The sequence below is a fragment of the Pseudomonas helmanticensis genome, assembly GCF_900182985.1.
In the GTDB taxonomy this organism is placed as follows: domain Bacteria; phylum Pseudomonadota; class Gammaproteobacteria; order Pseudomonadales; family Pseudomonadaceae; genus Aquipseudomonas; species Aquipseudomonas helmanticensis.
On the sequence record NZ_FXUY01000001.1, the window covers coordinates 3,949,221 to 3,972,717 of the forward strand.

A 23,497-nucleotide genomic window follows, 5' to 3' on the forward strand; every position below is an offset into this window, starting at 1 on the left:
CTTTACACCGGGCGCAGATCGCCACGCGATGCGCCCACCCTTTTGGGATCCTTGGTACAGGCAGGCCGGGGGTTCCCTCTTTACACCGGACCGACGCGTCACGCGAAGTCCACACCGTTTTGGGAACCCTGATACAGGCAGGTCAGGGATTCCCGCTTTTATTGCTCGCGGAGATGGATCTCCAGTCGCCAGCGGTCATCGACCTTGCTGCCGGCCCAGTCCCCCTGCAGCGGCCGCGCTGCCAGCACCGTCAGCAACAACCCACCATCACTCGCTCGCGTCCGCCAGTTCAGGTCTTTGCCGTTGAGCTTGAGCTGACCTTTCTGCGCTTTGCCTTCAGCCTGAAACAGCAGCGCCACGGTGCCGTCGATGATTTCTCCGTGCAGCTTGGGCTCGTTGTTGAACCACACCACCAGCCCCTGTTCCGTCACCTCGACTTGCTGCAGCACGGTCGGATCGGGCGTGGTCAGGCGGCCGATCATCAAGCCGATCATTACGCCGACAATCGCCAGCGAACCGACCACTCGCGGGAATAGTTTCGAACGGTTGTCCACAGGCGGCGTAGAATGCCGCTCGTCTTTACCTTCGGAGCCGTGCATGTTTCACGTCATCCTTTTTCAACCAGAAATTCCGCCGAATACCGGCAACGTTATCAGGCTGTGCGCCAACAGCGGCTGCCACCTGCATTTGATCGAACCGCTGGGCTTCGAGATGGACGACAAGCGATTGCGCCGTGCCGGTCTCGATTACCACGAATATGCCACGCTGCAACGTCACGCAGACCTCGCCAGTTGCCTGGAGAGCATCGGCAACCCTCGGGTGTATGCGTTCACCACCAAGGGTTCGCGGCCGTTTCATGATGCGGCGTTTGTCCCGGGTGATGCGTTCATTTTCGGCCCGGAAAGCCGTGGCTTGCCGCCGGAAGTGCTCGACGCCCTTGGACCGGATCAGCGCCTGCGTCTGCCGATGCGCGAAGGCTGCCGCAGCCTGAACCTGTCCAACACCGTGGCCGTCGCTGTATACGAAGCCTGGCGCCAGAACGACTTCAAGTAACACCACACCTGATCGTTCCCACGCTCTGCGTGGGAATGCAACCCGTGACGCTCCGCGTCACTGGACGCGGAGCGTCCCCAGAGGCATTCCCACGCGGAGCGTAGGAACGATCAACCAGGAGTATTTCAGCCCAAGAAAAAAGCGCCTGTTACGGCGCTTTTTTCGTTGTAGCCAGGACCGTTTATTGAACGGTTGGCGTCTCGCCGCTTTCCTGCATGCGCTGCAATTCTTGCGCGTACAGGGCGTCGAAGTTCACCGGAGCCAGCATCAGCGCCGGGAACGAACCGCGGGTCACCAGGCTGTCCAGGGTTTCACGCGCGTACGGGAACAGGATGTTCGGGCAGAACGCACCCAAGGTGTGGCTCATCGAAGCCGCATCGAGGTTCTTGATCAGGAAGATACCGGCCTGCTGCACTTCAGCGATGAAGGCCACTTCTTCACCGTTTTTCACGGTAACGGACAGGGTCAGTACGACTTCGTAGAAATCGCCTTCCAAAGCCTTCTGGCGAGTGTTCAGATCCAGCGCGACAGCCGGATCCCACTGCTGGCGGAAGATCGCCGGGCTTTTCGGGGCTTCGAAGGACAGGTCGCGTACATAGATGCGCTGCAAGGAGAATTGCGGTGCGGTTTCTTCTTCGCTGGCTGCAGTGTTCTGTTGGTCAGTCATCTCAGATCCTTATCGATCTTGGGTCTTTTAGGGAGTGCTGTACGTGGGTGCAGCCGTTCAGGCCTTGAGCAGCGCGTCGAGCTTGCCGGCGCGCTCCAGGGCATACAAATCATCACAACCACCGATGTGCTGACTGCCGATCCAGATCTGCGGCACGGACGTGCGCCCGGCTTTCTGGGTCATTTCGGCACGCACCTGCGGCTTGCCATCGACCTTGATCTCTTTGAAGGCCACGCCTTTGTTCTCGAGCAGGTACTTGGCTCGCGAGCAATAAGGGCAGTAATCACTGGAGTAGACGATGACTTCGCTCATATCACTTCACCAGCGGCAGGTTGTCGCCTTTCCAGCTGGAAATCCCGCCGGACAGCTTGGCGGCGGTGAAGCCGGATTTCATCAGCTCGCGGGCGTGGGTGCCGGCGGTCTGACCGAGGGCATCGACCAGAATGATGGTCTTGGCCTTGTGCTTTTCCAGCTCGGCGGTGCGCGCAGCCAGTTTGTCCTGGGGAATGTTGATCGCGCCAACGATGTGGCCGGCAGCGAAATCCTTGGCCGGACGGATGTCCACCACTACGCCTGCGTCTTTGTTGACCAGTGCAGTCAGCTCGCCGGTGCTCAGGCTTTTACCGCCGCCCTGCATCGTGTGCGCCAGCAGCAGAGCCAGCAGTACGACGAAGATACCGACAAGAATGTAGTGGTTAGTGGCAAATTCAATCAGGTGAGCAACCATCGAAGGAGGTTCCAGGGCGTTAAAATGTCGGCCAGTATACACAGCCGCTATGGTCGGCCAAACCCCGTCCGGCGGTGACGCGGTCGGAACTTAGCTTTAAACTCCAACTCCCTTTTCCATCGCCCTCTTCTTTATTAGCCACGAGTGGATTCCATGACGACTACGCCTAAACCTTTGGTCCTGATGATTCTCGACGGCTTCGGTCACAGCGAAAGCCCCGAATCCAATGCCGTTTTTGCGGCGAAGAAGCCCGTCCTTGATCGCCTGTGGGCCAGCGTGCCGAACGGCTTGATCTCGGGCAGCGGCATGGACGTCGGCCTGCCGGACGGCCAAATGGGCAACTCCGAAGTGGGCCACATGAACCTTGGCGCCGGCCGCGTGGTGTATCAGGACTTCACGCGCGTGACCAAATCGATCCGCGATGGCGAATTCTTCGAGAACCCGACCATCTGCGCCGCTGTGGATAAAGCCGTGGCCGCTGGTAAAGCCGTGCACTTCATGGGCCTGTTGTCCGATGGCGGCGTACACAGCCATCAGGATCACCTGATCGCCATGGCCGAACTGGCCTTCAAGCGCGGCGCCGAAAAAATCTACCTGCACGCTTTCCTCGATGGCCGCGACACGCCGCCGAAAAGCGCTGCATCGTCGATCGAACTGCTCGATGCGACCTTCCAGGCACTCGGCAAGGGCCGCATCGCCAGCATCATCGGCCGGTACTTCGCGATGGACCGTGACAACCGTTGGGATCGTGTCGCTCAGGCCTACAACCTGATCGTCGACGGCAACAGCGAGTTCAACGCCGCCACCGCGCAGGAAGGTCTCGACGCGGCTTACGCTCGTGGCGAAAGCGACGAATTCGTTAAAGCCACGACCATTGGCGAGCCGGTGAAAGTCGAGGACGGCGACGCTGTGGTATTCATGAACTTCCGCGCCGACCGTGCCCGCGAGCTGACCCGCGTGTTCGTCGAGGACGACTTCAAGGAATTCGAACGCGCACGCCAGCCTAAACTCACCGGTTTCGTCATGTTGACCCAATATGCCGCAAGCATTCCGGCACCGTCGGCGTTTGCCGCGGGCAGCCTGGAAAACGTGCTGGGCGACTATCTGGCAAAGAACGGCAAAACCCAGCTGCGCATCGCTGAAACCGAGAAATACGCGCACGTGACCTTCTTCTTCTCCGGCGGCCGTGAAGAACCGTTCCCGGGCGAAGAGCGCATCCTGATCCCGTCGCCGAAAGTCGCTACCTACGACTTGCAGCCGGAAATGAGCGCGCCGGAAGTCACCGACCGCATCGTCGAGGCCATTGAAAACCAGCGTTTCGACGTGATCGTGGTCAACTACGCCAACGGCGACATGGTCGGCCACAGCGGCGTGTTTGACGCGGCGGTGAAGGCGGTTGAATGCCTCGACACCTGCGTGGGCCGCATCGTTGAAGCACTGGAAAAAGTCGGCGGCGAAGCGCTGATTACCGCTGACCACGGCAACGTCGAAAAAATGGCCGATGAAGAAACCCACCAGGCGCACACCGCGCACACCACCGAGCCGGTGCCGTTCATTTACGTCGGCAAGCGTGATCTGAAAGTGCGCGAAGGCGGCGTGCTGGCGGACGTGGCGCCGACCATGCTGAAGCTGCTGGGTCTGGAGAAACCGGCGGAAATGACCGGCACCTCGATTCTGGTCTGACCCCAATCGCCGAAACACCGCAAAACCCTGTAGGAGTGAGCCTGCTCGCGATAGCCATCTGACAGTCAACTACTCTGTTGGATGTCAGCAGGCCATCGCGAGCAGGCTCACTCCTACACTGGTTTGTGGTGTTTTTCAGGCCAGTTATCACACAGCCCCAATTGGGCGTTTTTTTTGCAGCCTCGGGCGGGCATACTAGGCCGTCCCTTACCCTGGTGCCGCCCGCCTCTATGCTCCGCGTCCTGATCGCCCTTGCTCTGACCTGCCTGCTCCAACCGGCCTTCGCTGACGAGCGCGCGCAAACCCAACAGCAGTTGGACGCCACGCGTCAGGACATTGCCGAGCTGAAAAAGCTGCTGAACAAGGTCCAGGAAGAAAAATCCGGCGTACAGAAAGAGCTCAAGGGCACTGAAACCGAGATGGGCAATCTCGAGAAGCAGATCGATACGCTGCAAAAAGAGCTGAAGAAAAGCGAATCCGAGCTGCAGCGACTCGATGCGGAGAAAAAAAAACTCCAGAGCGCACGCACTGAACAGCAGCGACTGATCGCCATCCAGGCCCGTGCGGCCTATCAGAACGGTCGGCAGGAATACCTCAAGCTGCTGCTCAACCAGCAGAATCCCGAGAAATTCGCCCGTACCCTCACCTATTACGATTACCTGAGCCAGGCGCGCCTGGAGCAGCTGAAAAACTTCAACGAAACCCTGCGCCAACTGGCCAATGTCGAACAGGACATCGCCGCGCAGCAGGCGCAATTGCTGGTACAGAAAAGCAGCCTTGATACCCAGCGCGATGAACTCGACAAGGTTCGCAAGGAGCGCCAGCAAGTCCTCGCCAAGCTCAACGACGATGTAAAGGCGCGCGATCAGAAACTCGCCGCGCGTGAGCAGGATCAGGCAGACCTGTCTAAAGTCCTTAAAACCATTGAAGAAACCCTGGCTCGCCAGGCTCGTGAGGCAGAAGAAGCGCGGCAGAAAGCGCTGATCGCCCAGCAGGAAGCGGAAAAAAAGCGTTTGCGTGAGGCGCAGGCTGAAAACAGCGACGCCCCACGGAAACCCGCCAGATCCACTCCCGGCGCGCTGGTCTCCAGCAGCGGCGAGACCTTCGGTGGCCCTTTTGCTGCAACCCGGGGAAAACTTCCCTGGCCGGTTGATGGTCGACTGCTGGCGCGCTTCGGCGAAAGCCGTGGCGACGATGCCCGGACCAAGTGGGACGGCGTGATGATCAGCGCCTCCGCCGGTAGTCAAGTGCATGCCGTACACGGCGGTCGCGTGGTGTTCGCCGACTGGTTGCGCGGTGCCGGGCTGTTGGTGATCCTCGATCACGGCAACGGTTTTCTGAGTCTTTACGGTCACAACCAGACGTTGCTCAAGTCGGCCGGTGACGTGGTAAAAGCCGGTGAGTCCATTTCCACTGTCGGGAACAGTGGCGGCCAGGACACACCAGCGCTGTATTTCGCAATTCGTCAGCAGGGTCACCCGAGTGATCCGGCGCAATGGTGTCGTGCGCAAGGATAAGCGCACCGCCTAATTAAGGAGTTCGTTCGACATGCTGCATTTGTCCCGCCTTACCTCGCTGGCCCTGACGATCGCCCTGGTGATCGGCGCGCCTCTGGCGTTCGCCGCTCAACCGGCCCCGGCCGTCGCTCCGGCAGGCACTGCCGCGACCTCCAAGGCACCGCTGCCGCTGGAAGAGTTGCGCACCTTTGCCGAGGTCATGGACCGGATCAAAGCCGCCTATGTCGAACCGGTGGACGACAAGACCCTGCTCGAAAACGCCATCAAGGGCATGCTCAGCAACCTTGATCCGCACTCGGCCTACCTCGGCCCTGAAGATTTCACCGAGCTGCAGGAAAGCACCAGCGGTGAGTTCGGCGGCTTGGGTATCGAAGTCGGCGCTGAAGACGGCTTCATCAAGGTCGTCTCGCCAATCGACGACACACCGGCGTCGAAGGCCGGCATTCAGGCTGGCGACTTCATCGTCAAGATCAACGGTGCGCCAACGCGCGGCCAGACCATGACCGAAGCCGTCGACAAGATGCGCGGCAAGATCGGCCAGAAAATCACCCTGACCCTGGTGCGCGATGGCGGCACGCCGTTCGACGTGACCTTGGCGCGCGCAGTGATTCAGGTGAAGAGCGTCAAGTCGCAGCTGCTGGAATCAGGTTACGGTTACATCCGCATCACCCAGTTCCAGGTCAAGACCGGCGAAGAGGTCTCCAAGGCCCTGGCGAAGATGCGCAAGGACAACGGCAAGAAGCTCAACGGCATCGTTCTCGACTTGCGTAACAACCCGGGCGGCGTGTTGCAGGCGGCGGTGGAAGTGGTCGACCACTTCATCACCAAAGGCCTGATCGTCTACACCAAAGGCCGTATCGCCAACTCCGAACTGCGCTTCTCGGCCACCGGCAAAGACGAAAGCGAAGCGGTGCCGATGGTTGTGTTGATCAACGGTGGCAGCGCCTCGGCCTCGGAAATTGTCGCCGGCGCCCTGCAGGATCAAAAACGCGCCGTGGTCATGGGCACCACCAGTTTCGGCAAGGGCTCGGTACAAACCGTGCTGCCACTGAACAACGACCGCGCGCTGAAGATCACCACGGCGCTGTATTTCACGCCGAATGGCCGATCGATTCAGGCGCAAGGCATTGTTCCGGACATCGAAGTGCGCAAGGCCAAGATCACCAACGAGGCCGATGGCGATTACTTCAAGGAAGCTGACCTGCAAGGTCACCTGGGCAATGGCAATGGCGGCGCGGACAAACCAACCGGCTCCGGCGCCAAGCCCAAAGCCATGCCGCAGGATGACGACTACCAATTGGCCCAGGCCCTGAGCCTGCTCAAAGGGCTGAGCATCACGTCCGGCCGTTGAAGATGTCTTTGCGTTTCGTCTTCGTTCTGTTCTGCTGTCTGGCGGGTGCTGCTCACGCAGAGCCCGTCAGCCCAAAGCCACACAAAGCCTACCTGACACTGATCATCGACGACCTGGGGCAGAATCTGCCCCGGGATCGCCGCGTGCTGGCCCTGCCCGGCCCGGTGACCACGGCGATCATGCCCGACACACCCCACGCCACTGAATTTGCCCGCGAAGCCCATCGCGCCGGCAAGATCGTCATCCTGCACATGCCGATGGACCCGGCCACCGGGCCCTACGCCTGGCACCCGGAACTGCCGATCGAAGAGCTGGAAAAACGCCTGAACGCCGCGTTCAAAATGGTCCCCTACACCGCAGGCATCAATAACCACATGGGCAGTCGCATGACCGCGCAACCGGTGGCGATGGCGTGGTTGATGGCCGAATTGCAACGGCGGCACAAATTCTTCGTCGACAGCCGCACCAGCGCGCAGACCGTTGCTGCGCAGCAAGCGCAAAAGATCGATCTGGCGAGTGTTTCGCGAGATGTGTTTCTTGATGATGAGCGCACGGAAGCGGCGATTTATACGCAGTTGCAGACGGCGATCAATCTGGCGCACAAGCAGGGTTCGGCGGTGATGATCGGGCATCCGTATCCGCAGACGCTGGCGGTGCTGGAGCGCGAATTGCCGAAGCTGAAGGCTCAGGGGATTGAGTGGATTGATATCCGGCAGATGATCAGTGTGCGCAGTAACAAGGCGACTGCGGCACACGGCAAGGATGGCGTTTACCGCTGACTTTAGAAGCCCCTCACCCCAGCCCTCTCCCAGAGGGAGAGGGAGCTGACCGAGTTGATTGGGAGAGCTGCACCGACTTGCAATACCGAGTCGGACTCAGGTTTGAAAAGCACATAGATCAGCTCCCTTTCCCCCTCGCCCTAGAGGAAGAGGGAGCTGACCGAGTTGATTGGGAGAGCTGCACCGACTTGCAATACCGCGTCGGACTCAGGTTTTGAAAAGCACATAGATCAGCTCCCTTTCCCCCTCGCCCTAGAGGAAGAGGGAGCTGACCGAGTTGATTGGGAGAGCTGCACCGACTTGCAATACCGCGTCGGACTCAGGTTTTGAAAAGCACATAGATCAGCTCCCTTTCCCCCCGCCCCCAGAGGGAGAGGGAGCTGACCGAATTGATTGTGAGCTGCACCGACTTGCAATACCGCGTCGGACTCAGGTTTTGAAAAGCACATAGATCAGCTCCCTTTCCCCCTCGCCCCCCTTGGGGGAGAGGGTTGGGGTGAGGGGGTAGCGATCTGATAAGCGCTACAAATACCGCCCCATGATGTCATCCACCACACCATCCTTACGCATCTGATCCAGCGCAGCCTGTAGCTTCTTCACGGTTTCTTCCGGCACGTCTTTATTCAGCGCCAGATACAGCTCTGCGCTGTTAAAGCGCAGGACCGTCTTCAGCCCCGTCACCCCATCCTGCCTTGCCAGATAACGCCCAGCCGGATCACCCGTCGCCCACAAATCAATCTGCCCGTTGACCAGCTTCTTGGCGTTGTCTTGATCGCGCAATACCACCATAGGTTTCAAACCTTGCTTGGTCAGCGTCTCGGCAATCGCATCGCCCTTGTAGGCGCCGATCTTGTATTTGCGTGCATCGTTGAGGGTTTCGAGGGTGATCTTGCTGTCGGCCTTGGCCAACATGATCCAGTCGTCCGGACCGATCGGGCCGACCCATTTGAAGAGTTTTTCGCGGTCTGGCAGGCGCGCCATCACGAAGGCACCGTAGCCAGGATTTTCCAGGGCGAGTTTGTAGACGCGCTCCCAGGGGAATCGCAGGGTCAGGCTGTAGGTGACGCCGGCACGCTGGAACATTTCGCGCACGATGTCGGTGGCGATGCCATTGATGTTCTCGCCCTTGGCGAAGTTCTTGCCGTCCTTCGCCATGTTGTAAGGCGGGAAGTTTTCGGTAAGGAGCACCAGATCGGTGTCGGGACTGGTTTCGGCACGGGCCGTGTTGATGAGCAACATCGAGGCGCTGGCGAGAACAAGAAGCAGGCGTTTGATCATGTCGGGCTACCGAAATCCATGGCGTGCCCAAGAGTGCCTTGGGTACGCCATGGTGTCCACTGGCCTGTATCGATTTTGACGCTTAACGCATCGTGATGCCGCGTTTAGCCATGTAGGCCTTGGCTTCCTGCACGGTGTATTCGCCGAAGTGGAAAATACTCGCCGCCAACACAGCGCTGGCGTGGCCTTCGAGAATGCCGTCAGCCAGATGCTGCAGATTGCCGACGCCACCGGAAGCGATCACCGGAATGCCCAGCGCGTCGCTGATCGCGCGGGTCACGCCGAGGTCGAAACCGTTTTTCATGCCATCCTGATCCATGCTGGTCAGCAGGATTTCACCGGCACCGAGGCCTTCCATTTTCTTCGCCCACTCGACCGCGTCGAGGCCGGTTGGCTTGCGCCCGCCGTGGGTGAAGATCTCCCAGCGCGGGGTTTCACCCGGGCCAGAAACCTTCTTCGCGTCGATGGCGACGACGATGCATTGCGAGCCAAAATGCTGCGCTGCTTCGCCAACGAATTCCGGGTTGAACACGGCCGCAGTGTTGATCGACACCTTGTCCGCGCCGGCATTCAGCAGATTGCGAATGTCCTGCACGGTACGCACGCCACCGCCGACGGTCAGCGGGATGAACACCTGGCTGGCCATGCGCTCGACGGTATGCAGCGTGGTGTCGCGGCCATCGACGCTGGCGGTGATGTCGAGAAAAGTAATCTCGTCGGCACCCTGCTCGTCGTAGCGACGGGCGATTTCCACCGGGTCACCGGCGTCGCGGATGTTTTCGAACTTCACACCTTTGACGACCCGGCCGTTGTCCACGTCCAGGCAAGGGATGATGCGTTTGGCCAGCGCCATGGTCAGTCCTCAGCCTTGGTACGAATCGCAGAAAGCTTGCGCTTCGGCGACGTCGAGGGTGCCTTCGTAGATCGCCCGGCCAGTGATGGCGCCGATGATGCCCGGCGCCTTGGCGTCGAGCAGCGACTTGATGTCACCCAGATTGTGGATACCGCCGGACGCGATCACCGGGATCTTGGTGGCGGCGGCCAGCGCAGCGGTAAACGGTACGTTGCAGCCCTGCATCATGCCGTCTTTGGCGATGTCGGTATAAACGATCGAGGACACGCCGTCGGCTTCAAACTGCTTGGCCAGATCGATGACCTGCACGGTGCTGATTTCAGCCCAGCCATCGGTGGCGACGAAACCGTCTTTGGCATCCAGACCAACAATGATCTTGCCCGGGAACGCACGGCACGCTTCAGCGACGAACGCCGGATCTTTAACGGCTTTGGTGCCGATGATCACGTAGCTCACACCAGCCTTGACGTAGTGTTCGATGGTTTCCAGCGAACGGATGCCGCCACCGATCTGGATCGGCAATGTCGGGTAGCGCTTGGCGATTGCGGTGACGACTTCGCCGTTGACTGGCTGGCCTTCGAAAGCGCCGTTCAGATCGACCAGATGCAGACGGCGGCAACCGCCCTCCACCCACTTGGCAGCCATGCTCACCGGATCATCGGAGAACACCGTGGAATCTTCCATGCGGCCCTGGCGCAGACGTACGCAGGCACCGTCTTTAAGATCGATAGCGGGAATAATCAGCATCTGGCAAACCTTCAAATTTGAATGTTCAGCTTGGCTCGGAAATCAGTTTTTCTCGAGCGCCCACAGGTCGCTTTCGATGCTTTCAAACCGCTCTTTGAGGTGGGTCTGCACATCGAAAATCGCCCTGTTGTAATAGTGCGGAGCAATTTCGCGGGTAAACAGCTCAAGAATTTCCCCCGCTTCGAACGATCCCAGATCGAGTTCGAAACGGTCCTCCATGAACCGCTGAATCTTGCGATTGGCCTCGTTCTCCTGTTCGGGAGTGAGGGTCAGAATCGGCGGTTTGGTTTTCCTGGCAGCCATTTACCAGCGACCGTCCCACGCGGCAAAGTTCTGCAGCAATTGCAGGCCATGGGTATGGCTTTTCTCCGGGTGGAACTGCACGGCGAAGCGCGAGCCATCGGCCAGCGCCGCAGCGAAATCGACGCCGTAATGACCGCCGCCGACCACCTGCCGCGCGTTGGCGGCAGCGATGTAGTAGCTGTGCACGAAGTAGAAACGCGCCATGTCCGGAATGTCATGCCACAGCGGGTGGCTGACCTTCTGCTTTACCTCGTTCCAGCCCATGTGTGGGACTTTCAGGTGCTCGCCGTCTTCATGCAGGTCTTTGCCGAAGAACTTCACCGCGCCCGGGAACAGGCCGATGCAGTCGACACCGTCGTTCTCTTCGCTGGTGTCGAGCAAGGCTTGCATGCCGACACAGATGCCGAGAAAAGGACGATCCTGACTGACTTCGCGTACCAGCGAATCGAAACCGAGGCGACGGATCTCCGCCATGCAGTCGCGAATCGCACCAACACCGGGGAACACCACGCGATCCGCTTCACGAATCACGTTGGCATCGCTGGTGATCAGCACCTTGCCGGCACCGACGTGCTCGAGAGCCTTGGCCACCGAGTGCAGGTTGCCCATGCCGTAATCGATAACTGCAACCGTCTGCATTACAGAACGCCTTTGGTCGATGGCATTTGCCCGGCCATGCGCTCATCCAGCTCGACGGCCATGCGCAGCGCGCGGCCGAAAGCCTTGAACACGGTTTCGATCTGGTGGTGAGTGTTGGTGCCACGCAGGTTGTCGATATGCACGCTGACCAACGCGTGGTTGACGAAGCCCTGGAAGAACTCCTGGAACAGGTCAACGTCGAAGCCGCCCACAGTGGCGCGGGTGTACGGCACGTGCATCTGCAAGCCCGGGCGACCGGAGAAATCGATCACCACGCGCGACAGCGCTTCATCGAGCGGCACGTAGGCGTGACCGTAGCGACGGATGCCTTTTTTATCGCCGATGGCTTTGGCAAATGCCTTGCCGAGGGTGATACCGACGTCTTCCACCGTATGGTGGTCGTCGATATGCAGATCGCCCTTGCATTCAATATCCAGGTCGATCAACCCGTGACGGGCGATCTGATCCAGCATGTGCTCAAGAAAAGGAACACCGATATCGAATCGGGCCTTTCCGGTGCCATCAAGGTTGATCGAGGCTTTGATCTGGGTTTCCAGAGTGTCGCGCTCGACAGACGCCTTACGTTCGGCCATCACCAGCTCCGCAAAATCATTGGGCGAAAAAGGTAGCCATTATAGGCACGCAGGAAGCAAACAGAAACACGAGAGGTGATATGGCTGACGGATAGAATGCCCGGCTGTCGCGGGTAGACATGTCCATACAAGCCATTACAGGCACCCAAAAACCACTGTAGGAGTGAGCCTGCTCGCGATGAGGGCCTCACAGTCAACATTTCTGTGACTGTCAGGTCGCTATCGCGAGCAGGCTCACTCCTACAGGGGTACTGCGTTTTTACTTAGTGAAACAGTACCGCCGTCTTCTGCAGGGTCACCCACACACCCCACGCCAACGGAATACCCACAGCCAGCCAGGCAGCGATCGCCAGGGGCTTGCTGCCCGGCGCGGCTTTCCGCTCCAGGACAGTGCTGGCGTCAGCACCTTTGTCGTGGCCCAGCGCTTGTTCGGCCGCCAGTTCAGCATCGGTCATGAAGTACTTGTCAGCCACCGGACGTACCAGCAGGTTGCACAGGAAGCCCAGCACCAGCAGGCCAGCGAGGATGTACAAGGTGATGTCATAAGCAGCAGCGCGTTCAACGCCGATGCTCAACTGATACTCACGCAGGTAGTTCACCAACACCGGGCCCAGCACGCCAGCCGCCGCCCAGGCAGTCAGCAGACGACCGTGGATCGCGCCAACCATTTGCGTACCGAACAGGTCAGCCAGGTAAGCCGGAACAGTCGCAAAACCGCCGCCGTACATCGACAGGATGATGCAGAACGCCGCCACGAACAGCGCAACGTTGCCCAGATGGCCCATGTTCGGAATCAGCGCGTACAGGGCAAAACCCAGTGCGAAGAACACGAAATAGGTGTTTTTGCGGCCCAGGTAGTCGGAGAACGATGCCCAGAAGAAACGACCACCGATGTTGAACAGGCTCAGCAGACCGGTGAAACCGGCAGCAATCGCCGCGATCGAAGCCAGTTGCCCGGCATCGAGCTGGCCAAACGGCACATCAACACCCAGCAGCTTGCCGCCGAACACTTCCTGCAACAATGGCGAAGCCATGCCGAGGATGCCGATACCGGCAGAAACGTTCAGACACAGCACCAGCCAGACCAGACGGAATTGCGGGGTTTTCCACGCCACATTCACATGCACGTGGCGGTTGGTGATCATCGCGTTCGCCGCTTTCTTCGCCGGTGCAGTCCAGCCTTCAGGCTTCCAGCCGGTAGGCGGTACGCGGTAAGCCAGAGCGCCACCGATCATGAACACGAAGTAGATCGCGGCCATGGCCACGAAGCTTTGCCAGACGCCAACGCCTTCAGCCGAGCCGAAGTGGCTCATCAGTGCCGTCGCCAACGGTGCACCGACCATCGCGCCGCCACCGAAGCCCATGATCGCCATGCCGGTGGCCATACCGCGCTTGTCCGGGAACCACTTGATCAGGGTCGACACCGGCGAGATATAGCCCAGACCCAGACCGATACCGCCGATCACGCCCGAACCGAGCCACATCAGCCAGATCTGGTGGGTATAAATACCCAGCGCCGAGATCAGCAGACCGCCGCACCAGCACAGTGCCGATACCACACCGGCCTTGCGCGGCCCGGCGTGTTCCAGCCAGCCACCCCAGATCGCTGCCGAGCAGCCGAGGAAGATGAAGAACAGCGTGTAGATCCAGCCAAGCATCGAGATCGGCCAGTCGCATTGCGACGAAAACACTTGTGTGATGAAGCTCATGTCCGCTGCGCAAGCCACTGGAGCGGTAACGCCCAGCGCCTTGGACAGCGGCAACCAGAACACCGAGAAGCCGTAGGCCATGCCGATGCACAGGTGGATGGCCAGAGCGGCCGGTGGGACTAGCCAACGGTTGAAACCGGGCTTGGCGATGATGCGTTCCTTGGACAGGAACGCGGGCTGGTCGGCTTTGAGGCCGTCCGCCGTAATGCTCGTGCTCATTGTGTATCCCCCAATTATTAGTATGGTTCGCCAGCCACTGTTCACCCTCGGCCTTATGCACGCAGGCATGACCGTTTTTTAAGGTGAAGCTCCATGAAGGCGCGACGTTAAGTCGCAGAAGGACGGACGAACGGGCGAAGGTTACCATTTGCAGGTGACAGAAAAACCAAACTGATATCACCTTTTTCATGTCATCTGATCTCTACACCTGTGTAGGAGCTGCCAAAGGCTGCGATCTTTTGGCGTTGTTTTGCAAAAACAGGATCAAAAGATCGCAGCCTTCGGCAGCTCCTGCACGGAGTGCATTTTTGACGGGGTTACCATGCCGGTTATCGTTCAAACGCTTGAAGACGCCAGTTATCAGGATCAACAGGATCTGCAGAAAATCTATCGTGATGCGCCCGAATGGCTGTTTTCGCCGTTTTCCGGTGAAGTGGAGCTGATCGAAAGTGCGTTGGCGGACGGGACTTTTATTGCCGGACGTTTCAACGACCGTCTGCTCGGCGCTGCGCGCCTGCAAAGGCACCGCGACGTCTGGTACATGTCCCATTTGTGTGTACGAAAAGTTACTCGTCGCCGTGGGGTTGCCGAGCGGATGGTGAACCAAGCGCAGAAAATGGCGTCGCAAGCGGGGGCCGAACTGCGCCTGCGGGCACCCGCCGGGCACCTTGAAGCTCAGGCAATCGCCGCCCGGTTACAGGTGCCGCTGGAAGTCCTGACGACATGACGCCACACCGAACAGGGCCGTTGCAGCGCTATACTCCCCGGCTAAATTACGAATTCGACTAACTACAAGGACTCGCCCATGAAAGCGTTCGGCAAAATCCTGGGTCTGGTACTTCTCGGGCTGTTGCTGATCATTGTGGCGGCAGGCTTTGCCCTGACCCACCTCTTCGATCCCAACGATTACAAAGACGAGATCCGCCAGATAGCCCGCGACAAGGCCCACATCGAGCTGACGCTCAATGGCGATATCGGCTGGAGCCTGTTCCCGTGGCTCGGCCTGGAATTGCACGAAGCCAGCGTGGCCACCCTGGTCAAGCCTGCCGAACCGTTTGCCGATTTGCAGATGCTCGGACTGTCCGTGCGCGTGCTGCCGCTGCTGCGCCGTGAAGTGCAGATGAGCGATGTGCGCGTCGAAGGTCTGAACCTGCGCCTGAACCGCGACAAGGACGGCCACGGCAACTGGGAAGACATCGGCAAGGTACCCGCCCCGGCCGGAGCGACGCCGCCAGCTGCTACCGCAGGCCAACCGGCCAGCGAACCTACTGCTGCCGTGGAAAAACCACCGCAGCCGATACGCCTCGACATCGATAGCCTGACCGTCAACAACGCCCGTGTTGAGTACAACGACGAGAAGACCGGCAAGCAGTTCAGTGCCGAGAGCATCCAGCTGAGCACCGGCCCGGTGCATGATTCGACCAATATCCCGGTGAAAGCCACCGCGTTCCTCGGCACCAATCAACCGGTCCTGCGCGTGCGCACCGAGCTCACCGGTGAGCTGCGCATCGAGCGCGCACTGCAACGCTACAAGTTCGAAGACATGAAACTGTCCGGCGAGCTGGCTGGCGATCCGCTGCAAGGCAAAACCATGACCTTCGCAGCTCAAGGGCAGATATCGCTGGATAAAGCCGCGAACGTCGCCGAATGGACCGGCATCAAGATTTCCGCCAACCAGTTGCGCGCCTTGGGCGAACTGAAAGCCAACGACCTCGACAAGACCCCGCAGATCACTGGCGGCCTCTCCATTGCCCAGTTCGATCTGGCGAAGTTCGTCGACAGCATCGGTCAGAAACTCCCGGCCATGGCCGAAGGCAGCCTGAGCAAAGTCGAACTGGTCAGCCGGGTTGCTGCCACGCCAACCAGCGTCGCCTTCGACAACATCAACCTGAAACTCGACGACAGCAGCTTCAGCGGCCGCATCGCCGTCGAAGACTTCGCCAAGCAATCGCTGCGCGCGATCCTCAAGGCCGACACGTTCAACGTCGACCGCTATTTGCCGCCAAAATCGGCACAAGCCAACAGCGCCACGCAAGTGCGTCAGGCCGAAGTCGCCAGCACCGAAGCCGATGCCATGGCCGGCGCCGGTTCGACGCCGCTGCCGGACAAACCGAGCAAAACCGCCTGGAGCACTGAGCGCCTGTTGCCGGTCGAGCGTCTGGCCAAACTCGACGTCGATGCCGACCTGACCTTCGGCCAGTTGACCCTCGACAAGCTGCCGATCCAGAACGCCGCATTGAAAGCCACCGGCCAGGGCGGCCTGCTGACCCTGACCAATCTGAGCGGTGAACTGTACAACGGCGGCTTCGAAGCCAAAGGCACCCTCGATGTACGCCCAAGTGCGCCGGTACTGAACCTGCAGACCAAGCTCAACCGCGTGCCGGCAGAAAAAATCCTCGAAAGCCAGGGCAAGAACCCGCCGGTCAAAGGTCTGGTGACCCTCACCAGCAACGTCACCAGCAGCGGCAATAGCCAGCAAGCGCTGATCGACACCCTCAACGGCAACGCCAGTTTCGTGATCAACAACGGCGTGCTGCTTAACGCCAACCTTGAACAGCAACTGTGCAAAGGCATCGCCACGCTCAACCGCAAAACCCTCAGCGGCGAGCCACGCGGCAAAGACACGCCATTCCAGGAGCTGAAAGGCAACCTGACTTTCCGCAACGGCATCGCCAGCAATCCGGACCTGAAAGTGCGCATCCCCGGCATGATCGTCAACGGTGATGGCGACATCGACCTGCGCGTGCTCGGCATGGATTACCGCGTTGGCATCATCGTCGAAGGCGACACCAGCGCCATGCCGGATCCGGCCTGCCAGGTCGGCGACAAGTTCGTCGGCATCGAGTGGCCGCTGCGCTGCCGAGGCCCGCTGGAACTCGGCGCCAAGGCCTGCCGTGTCGACAATGATCGCCTCGGTCAGGTCGCGACCAAAATGGCCGGCAACAAACTCAGCGAGAAGATCGACGAAAAACTGGGTGACAAAGTCAGCCCGGAACTGAAAAACGCATTGAAGGGGCTGTTCAAGCGATGAGAGCGGAGCAGTTTTCCACGGCGGTGCTGGAATGGTTCGACCGCCATGGCCGCCATGATCTGCCTTGGCAGCTGGACATCAACCCGTATCGGGTGTGGGTGTCGGAGATCATGTTGCAGCAGACCCAGGTCAGCACCGTGCTGAATTACTTCGACCGTTTCATGGCCGCACTGCCGACGGTCGAAGCGCTGGCCGAAGCGCCGGAAGATGAAGTGCTGCACTTGTGGACTGGCCTTGGTTACTACACCCGCGCACGCAACCTGCAGAAGACCGCGAAGATCGTCGTCAGTCAGTACGGTGGCGAGTTTCCGCGTGACGTCGAAAAGCTTACCGATCTGCCGGGCATCGGCCTCTCCACTGCGGGCGCAATCGCCAGCATTAGCATGAGCCTGCGCGCACCGATCCTCGACGGCAACGTCAAACGCGTGCTGGCGCGCTTTACCGCGCAAGAGGGCTATCCCGGCGAGCCAAAGGTCGCCAAACAACTGTGGGCCAACGCTGAGCGCTTTACGCCGCATGATCGGGTCAACGCCTACACCCAGGCGATGATGGATCTCGGCGCCACGCTGTGCACGCGCAGCAAGCCGAGTTGCCTGTTGTGTCCGCTGGAGCGTGGTTGCGAGGCGCACATGCTCGGTCTCGAAACCCGCTACCCGATCCCCAAGCCGCGCAAAGCCATTCCGCAGAAGCGCACGCTGATGCCGATGCTCGCCAACGGCGACGGCGCGATTCTGCTTTACCGTCGCCCCTCGAGCGGTTTGTGGGGCGGCTTGTGGAGCCTGCCGGAACTCGATGGCCTCGACGACCTGCATCATCTCGCCGACCAGCACTCGCTGACCATGGGCGAGCAGCAGGCGCTGCCGAACCTTGTCCACACGTTCAGCCATTTCCAGCTGTCCATCGAACCCTGGCTGGTTCAGGTACAGGAGGCCGCCCATCACGTGGCCGAGGCCGACTGGCTCTGGTATAACCTCGCCACCCCGCCGCGCCTGGGCCTCGCCGCCCCGGTCAAAACCTTGCTCGAACGCGCGGCCGCCGTCTTGAATGCAGGAGAGTCGCCATGACCCGCACCGTAATGTGCCGCAAGTACAAAGAACAACTGCCAGCCCTGGAACGCCCTCCGTACCCGGGCGCCAAAGGTCAGGACATTTTTGACCACGTCTCCGCCAAGGCCTGGGCCGACTGGCAGAAACATCAGACGCTGTTGATCAACGAAAAGCGTCTGAACATGATGAACGCCGAAGATCGCAAATTTCTCCAGGGCGAAATGGACAAGTACTTCTCCGGTGAGGAATACGCTCAAGCCGAAGGCTACGTTCCGCCTGCAGAGTAAACCCCGCAAAATCGGGGGTCGGATCGTAAGCGACGGAATTAATTTAAGAAATTTTAAAAAAGTCGTTGACGTAAATCCGAAAAACCCTTTTAATGCGCCCCGTTGCCCAGATAGCTCAGTCGGTAGAGCAGGGGATTGAAAATCCCCGTGTCGGCGGTTCGATTCCGTCTCTGGGCACCAAATACCGAAAACCCTGAATCGCAAGATTCAGGGTTTTTTTATGCCTGCGATTTGATCATCCGCTGCAATCCCCCGCCACGCCCTCCTCTTCAGACCCCATCGCCATCGGGTGTACTGGAAAAAACCGAAAATCTGTATCTCTCCCTGCGCCGGGAAAATCGCCAGTATTTCCTCAGCCTTGGCGAACCACTTTCTGGCTCTACCTTGCGCGCCAACACCCTCTGGATGTCTTCCGGCACCAGAGCGCAAAACTGATTTTTTTAATAGATCGGCGTCCACCGCAAGGTCACCTCCCGTCCAGTTAAAAAATCCAAAAACCACCCAAACGGGCGAACGGCAACGACTGCTTTTCAAACACCCCAGGACTGATGCTGGCGACTGATTGCGCCCGGCATAAACGAGCGAAACGGACGACGTATGATCAAACAACTTATCAATGAAGATAGTTATGTGCAGATCGAGGATCTTTGCAGCGCAAGGATTCAATTGAAGATCGAAGGACTGAATCCTGCCGGATCCATCAAGCTCAAAACCGCTCACGCGATCATCTCCGACCTGGAAGGTCGCGGATTGATCAGCCGCAATACCCGCCTGATCGAATCGTCATCAGGCAACCTCGGCGTGGCGCTGGCCATGGTCTGCGCAGCCAAGGGCTACAAATTTGTCTGCGTGATCGATCCGAATATTTCTGCGCCGAACAGAAAGCTGATGCACGCCCTCGGTGCCGAAATGCTCATGGTTGATCAGCGCGACGAAAACGGCGGGTACCTGAACTCGCGGATTCGTCTGATCGAGCAACTGGTCGCCGACAACGCCGACTACATCTGGCTCAATCAATACAAGAACCCGGTCAACCCGCTGGCGCACTACCAGGCCACGGCCAAGTCCATTGCCCACAAGTTTCCACACGTCGACTACCTCTTCGTCGGCGCTGGCACTACCGGCACGCTGATGGGCTGCAAGAACTACTTCGCCGAACATCACCCACGCACCAAAGTCATCGCCGTCGATACCGTCGGTTCGGTCACTTTCGGCTTGCCTGGCGGTACACGCCATATTCCGGGGCTCGGCACCAGCCGCCGTCCGGAAATCTTCGAACCGGCCGGCATCCACGATTTCCTGTCCATCCCGGAGGAGCAGACGATCAAGATCTGCCGCTGGCTGGCGCAACGCTACGGCCTGCTTTTCGGTGGTTCCACCGGCACGGTCCTGGCCGGTGTTCAGCAATGGGCGCACCACATCCGTCCCGACGATGTGGTGGTGGCGATTTCACCGGACATGGGTGAGCGCTACCTCGAAACCATCTACTCCGACGACTGGGTCACCCAACGCATCGGCGCATCAGCATTGCAACCTCTCTTCCCAGAAATCGCTCTGGCACTTTCGGCGTAATCCCTCATGACCACACAATCATTGCTTCGACCATTCCACGTGATTCCTGGCGCCGCCATCAAGAACATCCTCGACGAACTTCGTCAGGAAGCCATCGAGATCGTTGCCCAGACCTACCTGACCCACGAACGTGGCGAAACCGTTAACCCCGACAGCTACTTCCTGCGTTTCCCGGAACAGCCGGCGAACCGGATCATTGCCCTACCGGCGGCGATCATCGACAGCGAAGGCGATCAGTCAGTCTCCGGGATCAAGTGGATTGCCAGTTATCCGGACAACATCAAGTCGGGAATCCCGCGCGCGTCTGCGGTGCTGATTCTTAACGATCCGGACACCGGATATCCGTACGCGCTGCTCGAAGGCGCGCTGATCAGTGCAGTCAGAACCGCCGCGTCCGCAGTGCTCGGCGCCTGGTGGCTGAACGGTCGGAACAAGCGCGCATCGCGGCTTTCGATCATTGGCGGCGGCGTGATTGCACGCAATATCCTCGAGACGTTCTTCAGCGATGACTGGTCGTTCGACCGAGTTGAAATCCACGACCTCAACGCTGACTCGGCTCAGGCGCTGGCGACATTCGGTGAACAACTCGGCTTGCCGGATGTACAACAGGTTTCACTGGAACAGGCGCTGAGCGCTGACGTCGTGGTTTTTGCCACCAGCGCCGGCGAACCCTACGTCAACGGCAAAGGCACATTCCGCCCGGGGCAGATCGTGCTGAACATCTCGCTACGGGATATCGGCGCGGAGATCATCGAGGAAAGTTACAACTACTTCGATGACATCACCCATTGCCTGAAAGCCAATACCTCGCCACATCTGGCGGAACAGAAATACGGTCATCGTGATTTCGTCACCGGCACCGTTGCGCAGTTGATTCGCGGCGACCTGCAGGTCACTCGCGACAAGCCGTTGATCTATTCGCCGTTCGGCATGGGCATTCTTGATCTGGCAATCGGCCGGATGATTCATGACATCGCGGTCAACGAAGGCTCGGCTGTCGCCATTCCATCCTTCTTCGGGGAGGAGCGCAGATGGTGATGGCTCCTCTGCATATCGGCCTGGTCGGCTGTGGGTCACGCGGGCTGTCGATTTTCGAACGCCTGCTGAGCCTCGCCGAAGAGCGCCCGGATCAGCCGGTGATCATCGACATTTTTGATCCCAATGTACTCGGCAGCGGCGCGCACTGGCCGGATCAACCCGATTACCTGCTGCTCAATACCGTTGCCGGACAACTGGGTGTGTTCCCTGATGTGCCGGCGCTGGGAAATCTGCAGGATGCGCGCGAGCGGCCGGGTCCGGACTTCCTCGCCTGGTGCCTGCAGCAGCGCATCAAGGTCGATCCCGAGAGCGGCCTGCTGGCCCAAGAGGGACGAGACGTCGAGCCGCAGGATTTCCTCCCGCGACACTTGCTCGGCGCTTATCTGGCGGACGCCTTTGCGCAAATCCTCGCGACGGCGCCGCACTGGGTCAGCGTGCACCTGCATCATCAGGCCGTTACGGCGGTGGAGGCCCTTGAAGGCCATCAATACGTGTTGCGCACGGCCTCTGGTAAGTCGGCGACCGTCGATCGACTGATCCTGACCGTCGGCCATACAGGCCGTGTGCGCCCCGCCGACCCAGAGCGCATCGAAGACGTCTATCCGTTGCCCGGCAGCCTCACCAGCATCGAGCCGGGTGAAACCGTGCTGATCGAAGGCCTCGGCCTTGGCGCGATGGATACCTTGGCGGCGCTGACCGCCGGCCGGGGCGGTCAGTACAAGCAGATGGCAGACGCCAGTCACGTGTACCACCCCTCTGGCCAGGAGCCGGTGATCTACATTCAGTCACGCGACGGGCTGCCATTTCGCACCCGGCCCAATGGTCTGATCGATTTTGCCCGGCATCAGGCGGTACTTCTGACGAGTGCGCGGATCGAAGACTTGCGCGTGCATGCAAAGAACCGTCAACTGGACTTCGAGCACGACATTCTGCCGATCATGCTGCTGGAGATGCGTGCCGCCGCAGTCGCCGTCCTGCACGCCAAATCAAAGCCCGAACAGCATCGCGAAGTACTCGACCGCCTCAGGGCTGTCAGCGTCCCGGGAAGCGCCGGCATAGCCGCTTGCGAAACGCTGCTGCGCGAATACGAAGAGCACGCCGGTTCGATCAATCCGCAGGCGCTGATCTGGCATGCACTGCCCGACAGCGTGACGCCGCACAACTATCACTCGTGGATCTATCACGCGCTCGAAGCCGACTTGCACGAGGCGCGGCTTGGGCGCGGTGAATCAGCGATCAAGGCAGCCATTGAAGTCTGGCGCGATCTGCGCGACCGACTGCGTCAAGCCGTCGATTTCGACGGGCTGACCGACGCCTCGCACCGGCAGTTCTATGGCCGTTGGCACAAGGCGATCAACCGCTTGGTCGCCGGCCCGCAGAAGGAGCGTCACGCCGACCTGCTCGCACTGTGTGACGCCGGTCTGTTGACGTTTCTCAAGCCGGGCACACAACCCGCGACCGCGCATTACCGCCGCGTCGCCGGCTATGTCCAGGGCAGCGGGGTGAGCAACAGCGATTGCGCGCCGGTACGCGATCTGGCCCGCCTCGGTTTCATCCGCCCGCGCACCGATGAACCGGGCATCGACGGCATCGATGTCGACGCTGCCTGCCATCCAAAATCAAGTCAGGGTGAACCGGTACGCAACATCTGGGTACTCGGCCCGCTTGCCGAAGGCTCCTGCTACTACAACCACTACGTCACTTCGGCCGGCGCGCCTTCGCGTCTGTTCATGGACGCACATCGAGCGGCCACCGCAATCCTTGAGGCAGGTACTCCAGCATGAAACTTTTCTACCAGACGCATTCGCCTTACGCCCGCAAGGTGCTGGTGCTCGCTCATGAACTCGGGATCGCTGCGGACCTTGAGGTGATACATCACGAGACCAGCCCGACCTCGCCAAACGCAGTGATCTACCAGGCCAACCCCTTGGGCAAGGTCCCGGTGCTGATCCTCCCCGACGAGACGGCACTGTTCGACTCCATCGTGATTTGTGAATACCTCGACGACCTGAGCCAAGGGTCGAAATTCATCCCGCCAAGCGGCCCCGAACGCTACAAGGCTCTGCGTCTGCAGGCGTTGGCGCAGGGCATGTGCGATGTCGGCATCAAGCTGCGCTGGGAAGTCGAGCGTCGCCCGGAGGCCTTGCGCTATCCGGCCTACGCCGAGGGCCAGGCCTACAAACTCAAAGAGGCCTACCGCTTCATCGAAGAGCACGTCGACCTCAATGGCCCGATCACCATCGGCCACATCGCCTTGGCGACCGCACTCGACTGGATTGCCTTTCGCGAGCTGTCGGATTTTTCCGCGCAGCAGCGCCTGACCGAGTGGTATCAGACTTTTTGTGAGCGTGCGTCCATGCGGGCGACCGAATACAGCGGGCAGACTCACGATTAAGTTAAGGAAA

25 protein-coding genes and 1 tRNA gene are annotated in these 23,497 nt (G+C 59.8%); 14 read left to right on the top strand and 12 right to left on the bottom strand.

Features of this window, described 5'->3' with window-relative positions; genetic code table 11:
* Nucleotides 1–158: 158 nt before the first annotated feature.
* A complete protein-coding gene (locus QOL84_RS17600) occupies nucleotides 159–599 on the bottom strand; it encodes a hypothetical protein (protein WP_129387801.1) in 441 nt (146 codons plus the stop codon).
* Between QOL84_RS17600 and QOL84_RS17605 the strand changes: the two genes are divergently transcribed.
* Nucleotides 598–1,053, top strand: coding sequence for a tRNA (cytidine(34)-2'-O)-methyltransferase (locus tag QOL84_RS17605; RefSeq protein ID WP_053116597.1), 456 nt, complete (start codon nucleotides 598–600; stop codon nucleotides 1,051–1,053). The two genes, QOL84_RS17600 and QOL84_RS17605, sit on opposite strands and share 2 nt — an antisense overlap.
* 181 nt (nucleotides 1,054–1,234) lie before the next feature.
* On the opposite strand, the gene secB is transcribed toward QOL84_RS17605, so the two are convergent.
* From secB to QOL84_RS17620, 3 genes are read right to left on the bottom strand one after another with little or no spacing between them, the layout of a single operon-like run.
* Complete coding sequence (secB, locus tag QOL84_RS17610; protein ID WP_007909233.1) at nucleotides 1,235–1,720, bottom strand: protein-export chaperone SecB; 486 nt, start codon at nucleotides 1,718–1,720, stop codon at nucleotides 1,235–1,237.
* Between the two features lie 57 nt (nucleotides 1,721–1,777).
* Nucleotides 1,778–2,032 (bottom strand): glutaredoxin 3, encoded by a 255-nt coding sequence (grxC, locus tag QOL84_RS17615; protein ID WP_025110925.1) that lies wholly within the window; start codon nucleotides 2,030–2,032, stop codon nucleotides 1,778–1,780.
* Nucleotide 2,033: 1 nt separating this feature from the next.
* Nucleotides 2,034–2,447, bottom strand: a complete 414-nt coding sequence (locus QOL84_RS17620) for a rhodanese-like domain-containing protein (protein ID WP_008080560.1) — start codon at nucleotides 2,445–2,447, stop codon at nucleotides 2,034–2,036.
* A 153-nt stretch (nucleotides 2,448–2,600) separates the two neighbouring features.
* Between QOL84_RS17620 and gpmI the strand changes: the two genes are divergently transcribed.
* The 4 genes from gpmI to QOL84_RS17640 all read left to right on the top strand — a co-directional run bounded on the left by gpmI (nucleotide 2,601) and on the right by QOL84_RS17640 (nucleotide 7,777).
* Nucleotides 2,601–4,130: a 2,3-bisphosphoglycerate-independent phosphoglycerate mutase gene (gene gpmI / locus QOL84_RS17625; RefSeq protein WP_283438011.1), complete on the top strand. Its 1,530-nt coding sequence runs from the start codon at nucleotides 2,601–2,603 to the stop codon at nucleotides 4,128–4,130.
* A gap of 230 nt (nucleotides 4,131–4,360) precedes the next feature.
* The gene (locus QOL84_RS17630; protein WP_283438012.1) at nucleotides 4,361–5,647 is read left to right on the top strand and encodes a murein hydrolase activator EnvC family protein; all 1,287 of its coding nucleotides are present in this window, start codon (nucleotides 4,361–4,363) and stop codon (nucleotides 5,645–5,647) included.
* 31 nt (nucleotides 5,648–5,678) lie between these two features.
* Nucleotides 5,679–6,998 (top strand): S41 family peptidase, encoded by a 1,320-nt coding sequence (locus QOL84_RS17635; RefSeq protein WP_129387789.1) that lies wholly within the window; start codon nucleotides 5,679–5,681, stop codon nucleotides 6,996–6,998.
* Between the two features lie 2 nt (nucleotides 6,999–7,000).
* A complete protein-coding gene (locus QOL84_RS17640) occupies nucleotides 7,001–7,777 on the top strand; it encodes a divergent polysaccharide deacetylase family protein (protein ID WP_283438013.1) in 777 nt (258 codons plus the stop codon).
* A 522-nt stretch (nucleotides 7,778–8,299) separates the two neighbouring features.
* On the opposite strand, the gene QOL84_RS17645 is transcribed toward QOL84_RS17640, so the two are convergent.
* From QOL84_RS17645 to QOL84_RS17675, 7 genes are all read right to left on the bottom strand, one after another.
* Nucleotides 8,300–9,055, bottom strand: coding sequence for a substrate-binding periplasmic protein (locus QOL84_RS17645; protein WP_283438014.1), 756 nt, complete (start codon nucleotides 9,053–9,055; stop codon nucleotides 8,300–8,302).
* Between the two features lie 82 nt (nucleotides 9,056–9,137).
* Nucleotides 9,138–9,908 (bottom strand): imidazole glycerol phosphate synthase subunit HisF, encoded by a 771-nt coding sequence (gene hisF, locus QOL84_RS17650; RefSeq protein ID WP_053116590.1) that lies wholly within the window; start codon nucleotides 9,906–9,908, stop codon nucleotides 9,138–9,140.
* Nucleotides 9,909–9,917: 9 nt separating this feature from the next.
* Nucleotides 9,918–10,655: a 1-(5-phosphoribosyl)-5-[(5-phosphoribosylamino)methylideneamino]imidazole-4-carboxamide isomerase gene (gene hisA / locus QOL84_RS17655; protein ID WP_003220753.1), complete on the bottom strand. Its 738-nt coding sequence runs from the start codon at nucleotides 10,653–10,655 to the stop codon at nucleotides 9,918–9,920.
* Nucleotides 10,656–10,697: 42 nt separating this feature from the next.
* Nucleotides 10,698–10,958 carry a DUF2164 domain-containing protein gene (locus QOL84_RS17660; RefSeq protein ID WP_283438015.1) on the bottom strand — a complete coding sequence of 87 codons (261 nt, stop codon included), beginning with the start codon at nucleotides 10,956–10,958 and terminating at the stop codon, nucleotides 10,698–10,700.
* Nucleotides 10,959–11,597, bottom strand: coding sequence for an imidazole glycerol phosphate synthase subunit HisH (gene hisH / locus QOL84_RS17665; protein WP_008080553.1), 639 nt, complete (start codon nucleotides 11,595–11,597; stop codon nucleotides 10,959–10,961). It abuts the gene before it with no gap.
* Complete coding sequence (hisB, locus tag QOL84_RS17670; RefSeq protein WP_129387768.1) at nucleotides 11,597–12,190, bottom strand: imidazoleglycerol-phosphate dehydratase HisB; 594 nt, start codon at nucleotides 12,188–12,190, stop codon at nucleotides 11,597–11,599. The genes hisH and hisB overlap by 1 nt, the downstream gene beginning before the upstream one ends.
* Before the next feature lie 263 nt (nucleotides 12,191–12,453).
* Nucleotides 12,454–14,118: an OFA family MFS transporter gene (locus QOL84_RS17675; protein WP_283438016.1), complete on the bottom strand. Its 1,665-nt coding sequence runs from the start codon at nucleotides 14,116–14,118 to the stop codon at nucleotides 12,454–12,456.
* 322 nt (nucleotides 14,119–14,440) lie between these two features.
* Here QOL84_RS17675 and QOL84_RS17680 point away from each other — a divergent pair, with 322 nt between their 5' ends.
* From QOL84_RS17680 to QOL84_RS17700, 5 genes are all read left to right on the top strand, one after another.
* Complete coding sequence (locus QOL84_RS17680; RefSeq protein WP_283438017.1) at nucleotides 14,441–14,845, top strand: acetyl-CoA sensor PanZ family protein; 405 nt, start codon at nucleotides 14,441–14,443, stop codon at nucleotides 14,843–14,845.
* 78 nt (nucleotides 14,846–14,923) lie between these two features.
* Nucleotides 14,924–17,149: an AsmA family protein gene (locus tag QOL84_RS17685; protein WP_283438018.1), complete on the top strand. Its 2,226-nt coding sequence runs from the start codon at nucleotides 14,924–14,926 to the stop codon at nucleotides 17,147–17,149.
* A complete protein-coding gene (mutY, locus tag QOL84_RS17690) occupies nucleotides 17,146–18,213 on the top strand; it encodes an A/G-specific adenine glycosylase (RefSeq protein ID WP_283438019.1) in 1,068 nt (355 codons plus the stop codon). Before QOL84_RS17685 ends, mutY begins: the two co-directional genes overlap by 4 nt.
* Nucleotides 18,210–18,482, top strand: a complete 273-nt coding sequence (locus QOL84_RS17695; protein WP_283438020.1) for an oxidative damage protection protein — start codon at nucleotides 18,210–18,212, stop codon at nucleotides 18,480–18,482. Before mutY ends, QOL84_RS17695 begins: the two co-directional genes overlap by 4 nt.
* Nucleotides 18,483–18,586: 104 nt before the next feature.
* A tRNA-Phe gene (locus tag QOL84_RS17700) sits at nucleotides 18,587–18,662 on the top strand.
* Nucleotides 18,663–18,689: 27 nt separating this feature from the next.
* Here the strand turns inward: QOL84_RS17700 and QOL84_RS17705 are convergent.
* Entirely contained in the window at nucleotides 18,690–19,202 is a 513-nt protein-coding gene (locus tag QOL84_RS17705; RefSeq protein WP_283438680.1) for a hypothetical protein, read from the bottom strand.
* On the opposite strand from QOL84_RS17705, the gene sbnA reads away from it, so the two are divergent.
* Genes sbnA through QOL84_RS17720 form a run of 4 tightly spaced genes read left to right on the top strand, consistent with a single transcriptional unit; the run spans nucleotide 19,113 to nucleotide 23,487 of the window.
* Nucleotides 19,113–20,054: a 2,3-diaminopropionate biosynthesis protein SbnA gene (sbnA, locus tag QOL84_RS29575; RefSeq protein WP_430458736.1), complete on the top strand. Its 942-nt coding sequence runs from the start codon at nucleotides 19,113–19,115 to the stop codon at nucleotides 20,052–20,054. The two genes, QOL84_RS17705 and sbnA, sit on opposite strands and share 90 nt — an antisense overlap.
* Nucleotides 20,055–20,060: 6 nt before the next feature.
* Nucleotides 20,061–21,092, top strand: coding sequence for a 2,3-diaminopropionate biosynthesis protein SbnB (gene sbnB, locus QOL84_RS29580; RefSeq protein WP_400775024.1), 1,032 nt, complete (start codon nucleotides 20,061–20,063; stop codon nucleotides 21,090–21,092).
* The gene (locus QOL84_RS17715) at nucleotides 21,092–22,876 is read left to right on the top strand and encodes an FAD/NAD(P)-binding protein (protein WP_283438021.1); all 1,785 of its coding nucleotides are present in this window, start codon (nucleotides 21,092–21,094) and stop codon (nucleotides 22,874–22,876) included. The genes sbnB and QOL84_RS17715 overlap by 1 nt, the downstream gene beginning before the upstream one ends.
* Nucleotides 22,873–23,487 carry a glutathione S-transferase family protein gene (locus tag QOL84_RS17720; protein WP_283438022.1) on the top strand — a complete coding sequence of 205 codons (615 nt, stop codon included), beginning with the start codon at nucleotides 22,873–22,875 and terminating at the stop codon, nucleotides 23,485–23,487. The genes QOL84_RS17715 and QOL84_RS17720 overlap by 4 nt, the downstream gene beginning before the upstream one ends.
* The last annotated feature ends 10 nt before the right edge of the window (nucleotides 23,488–23,497 follow it).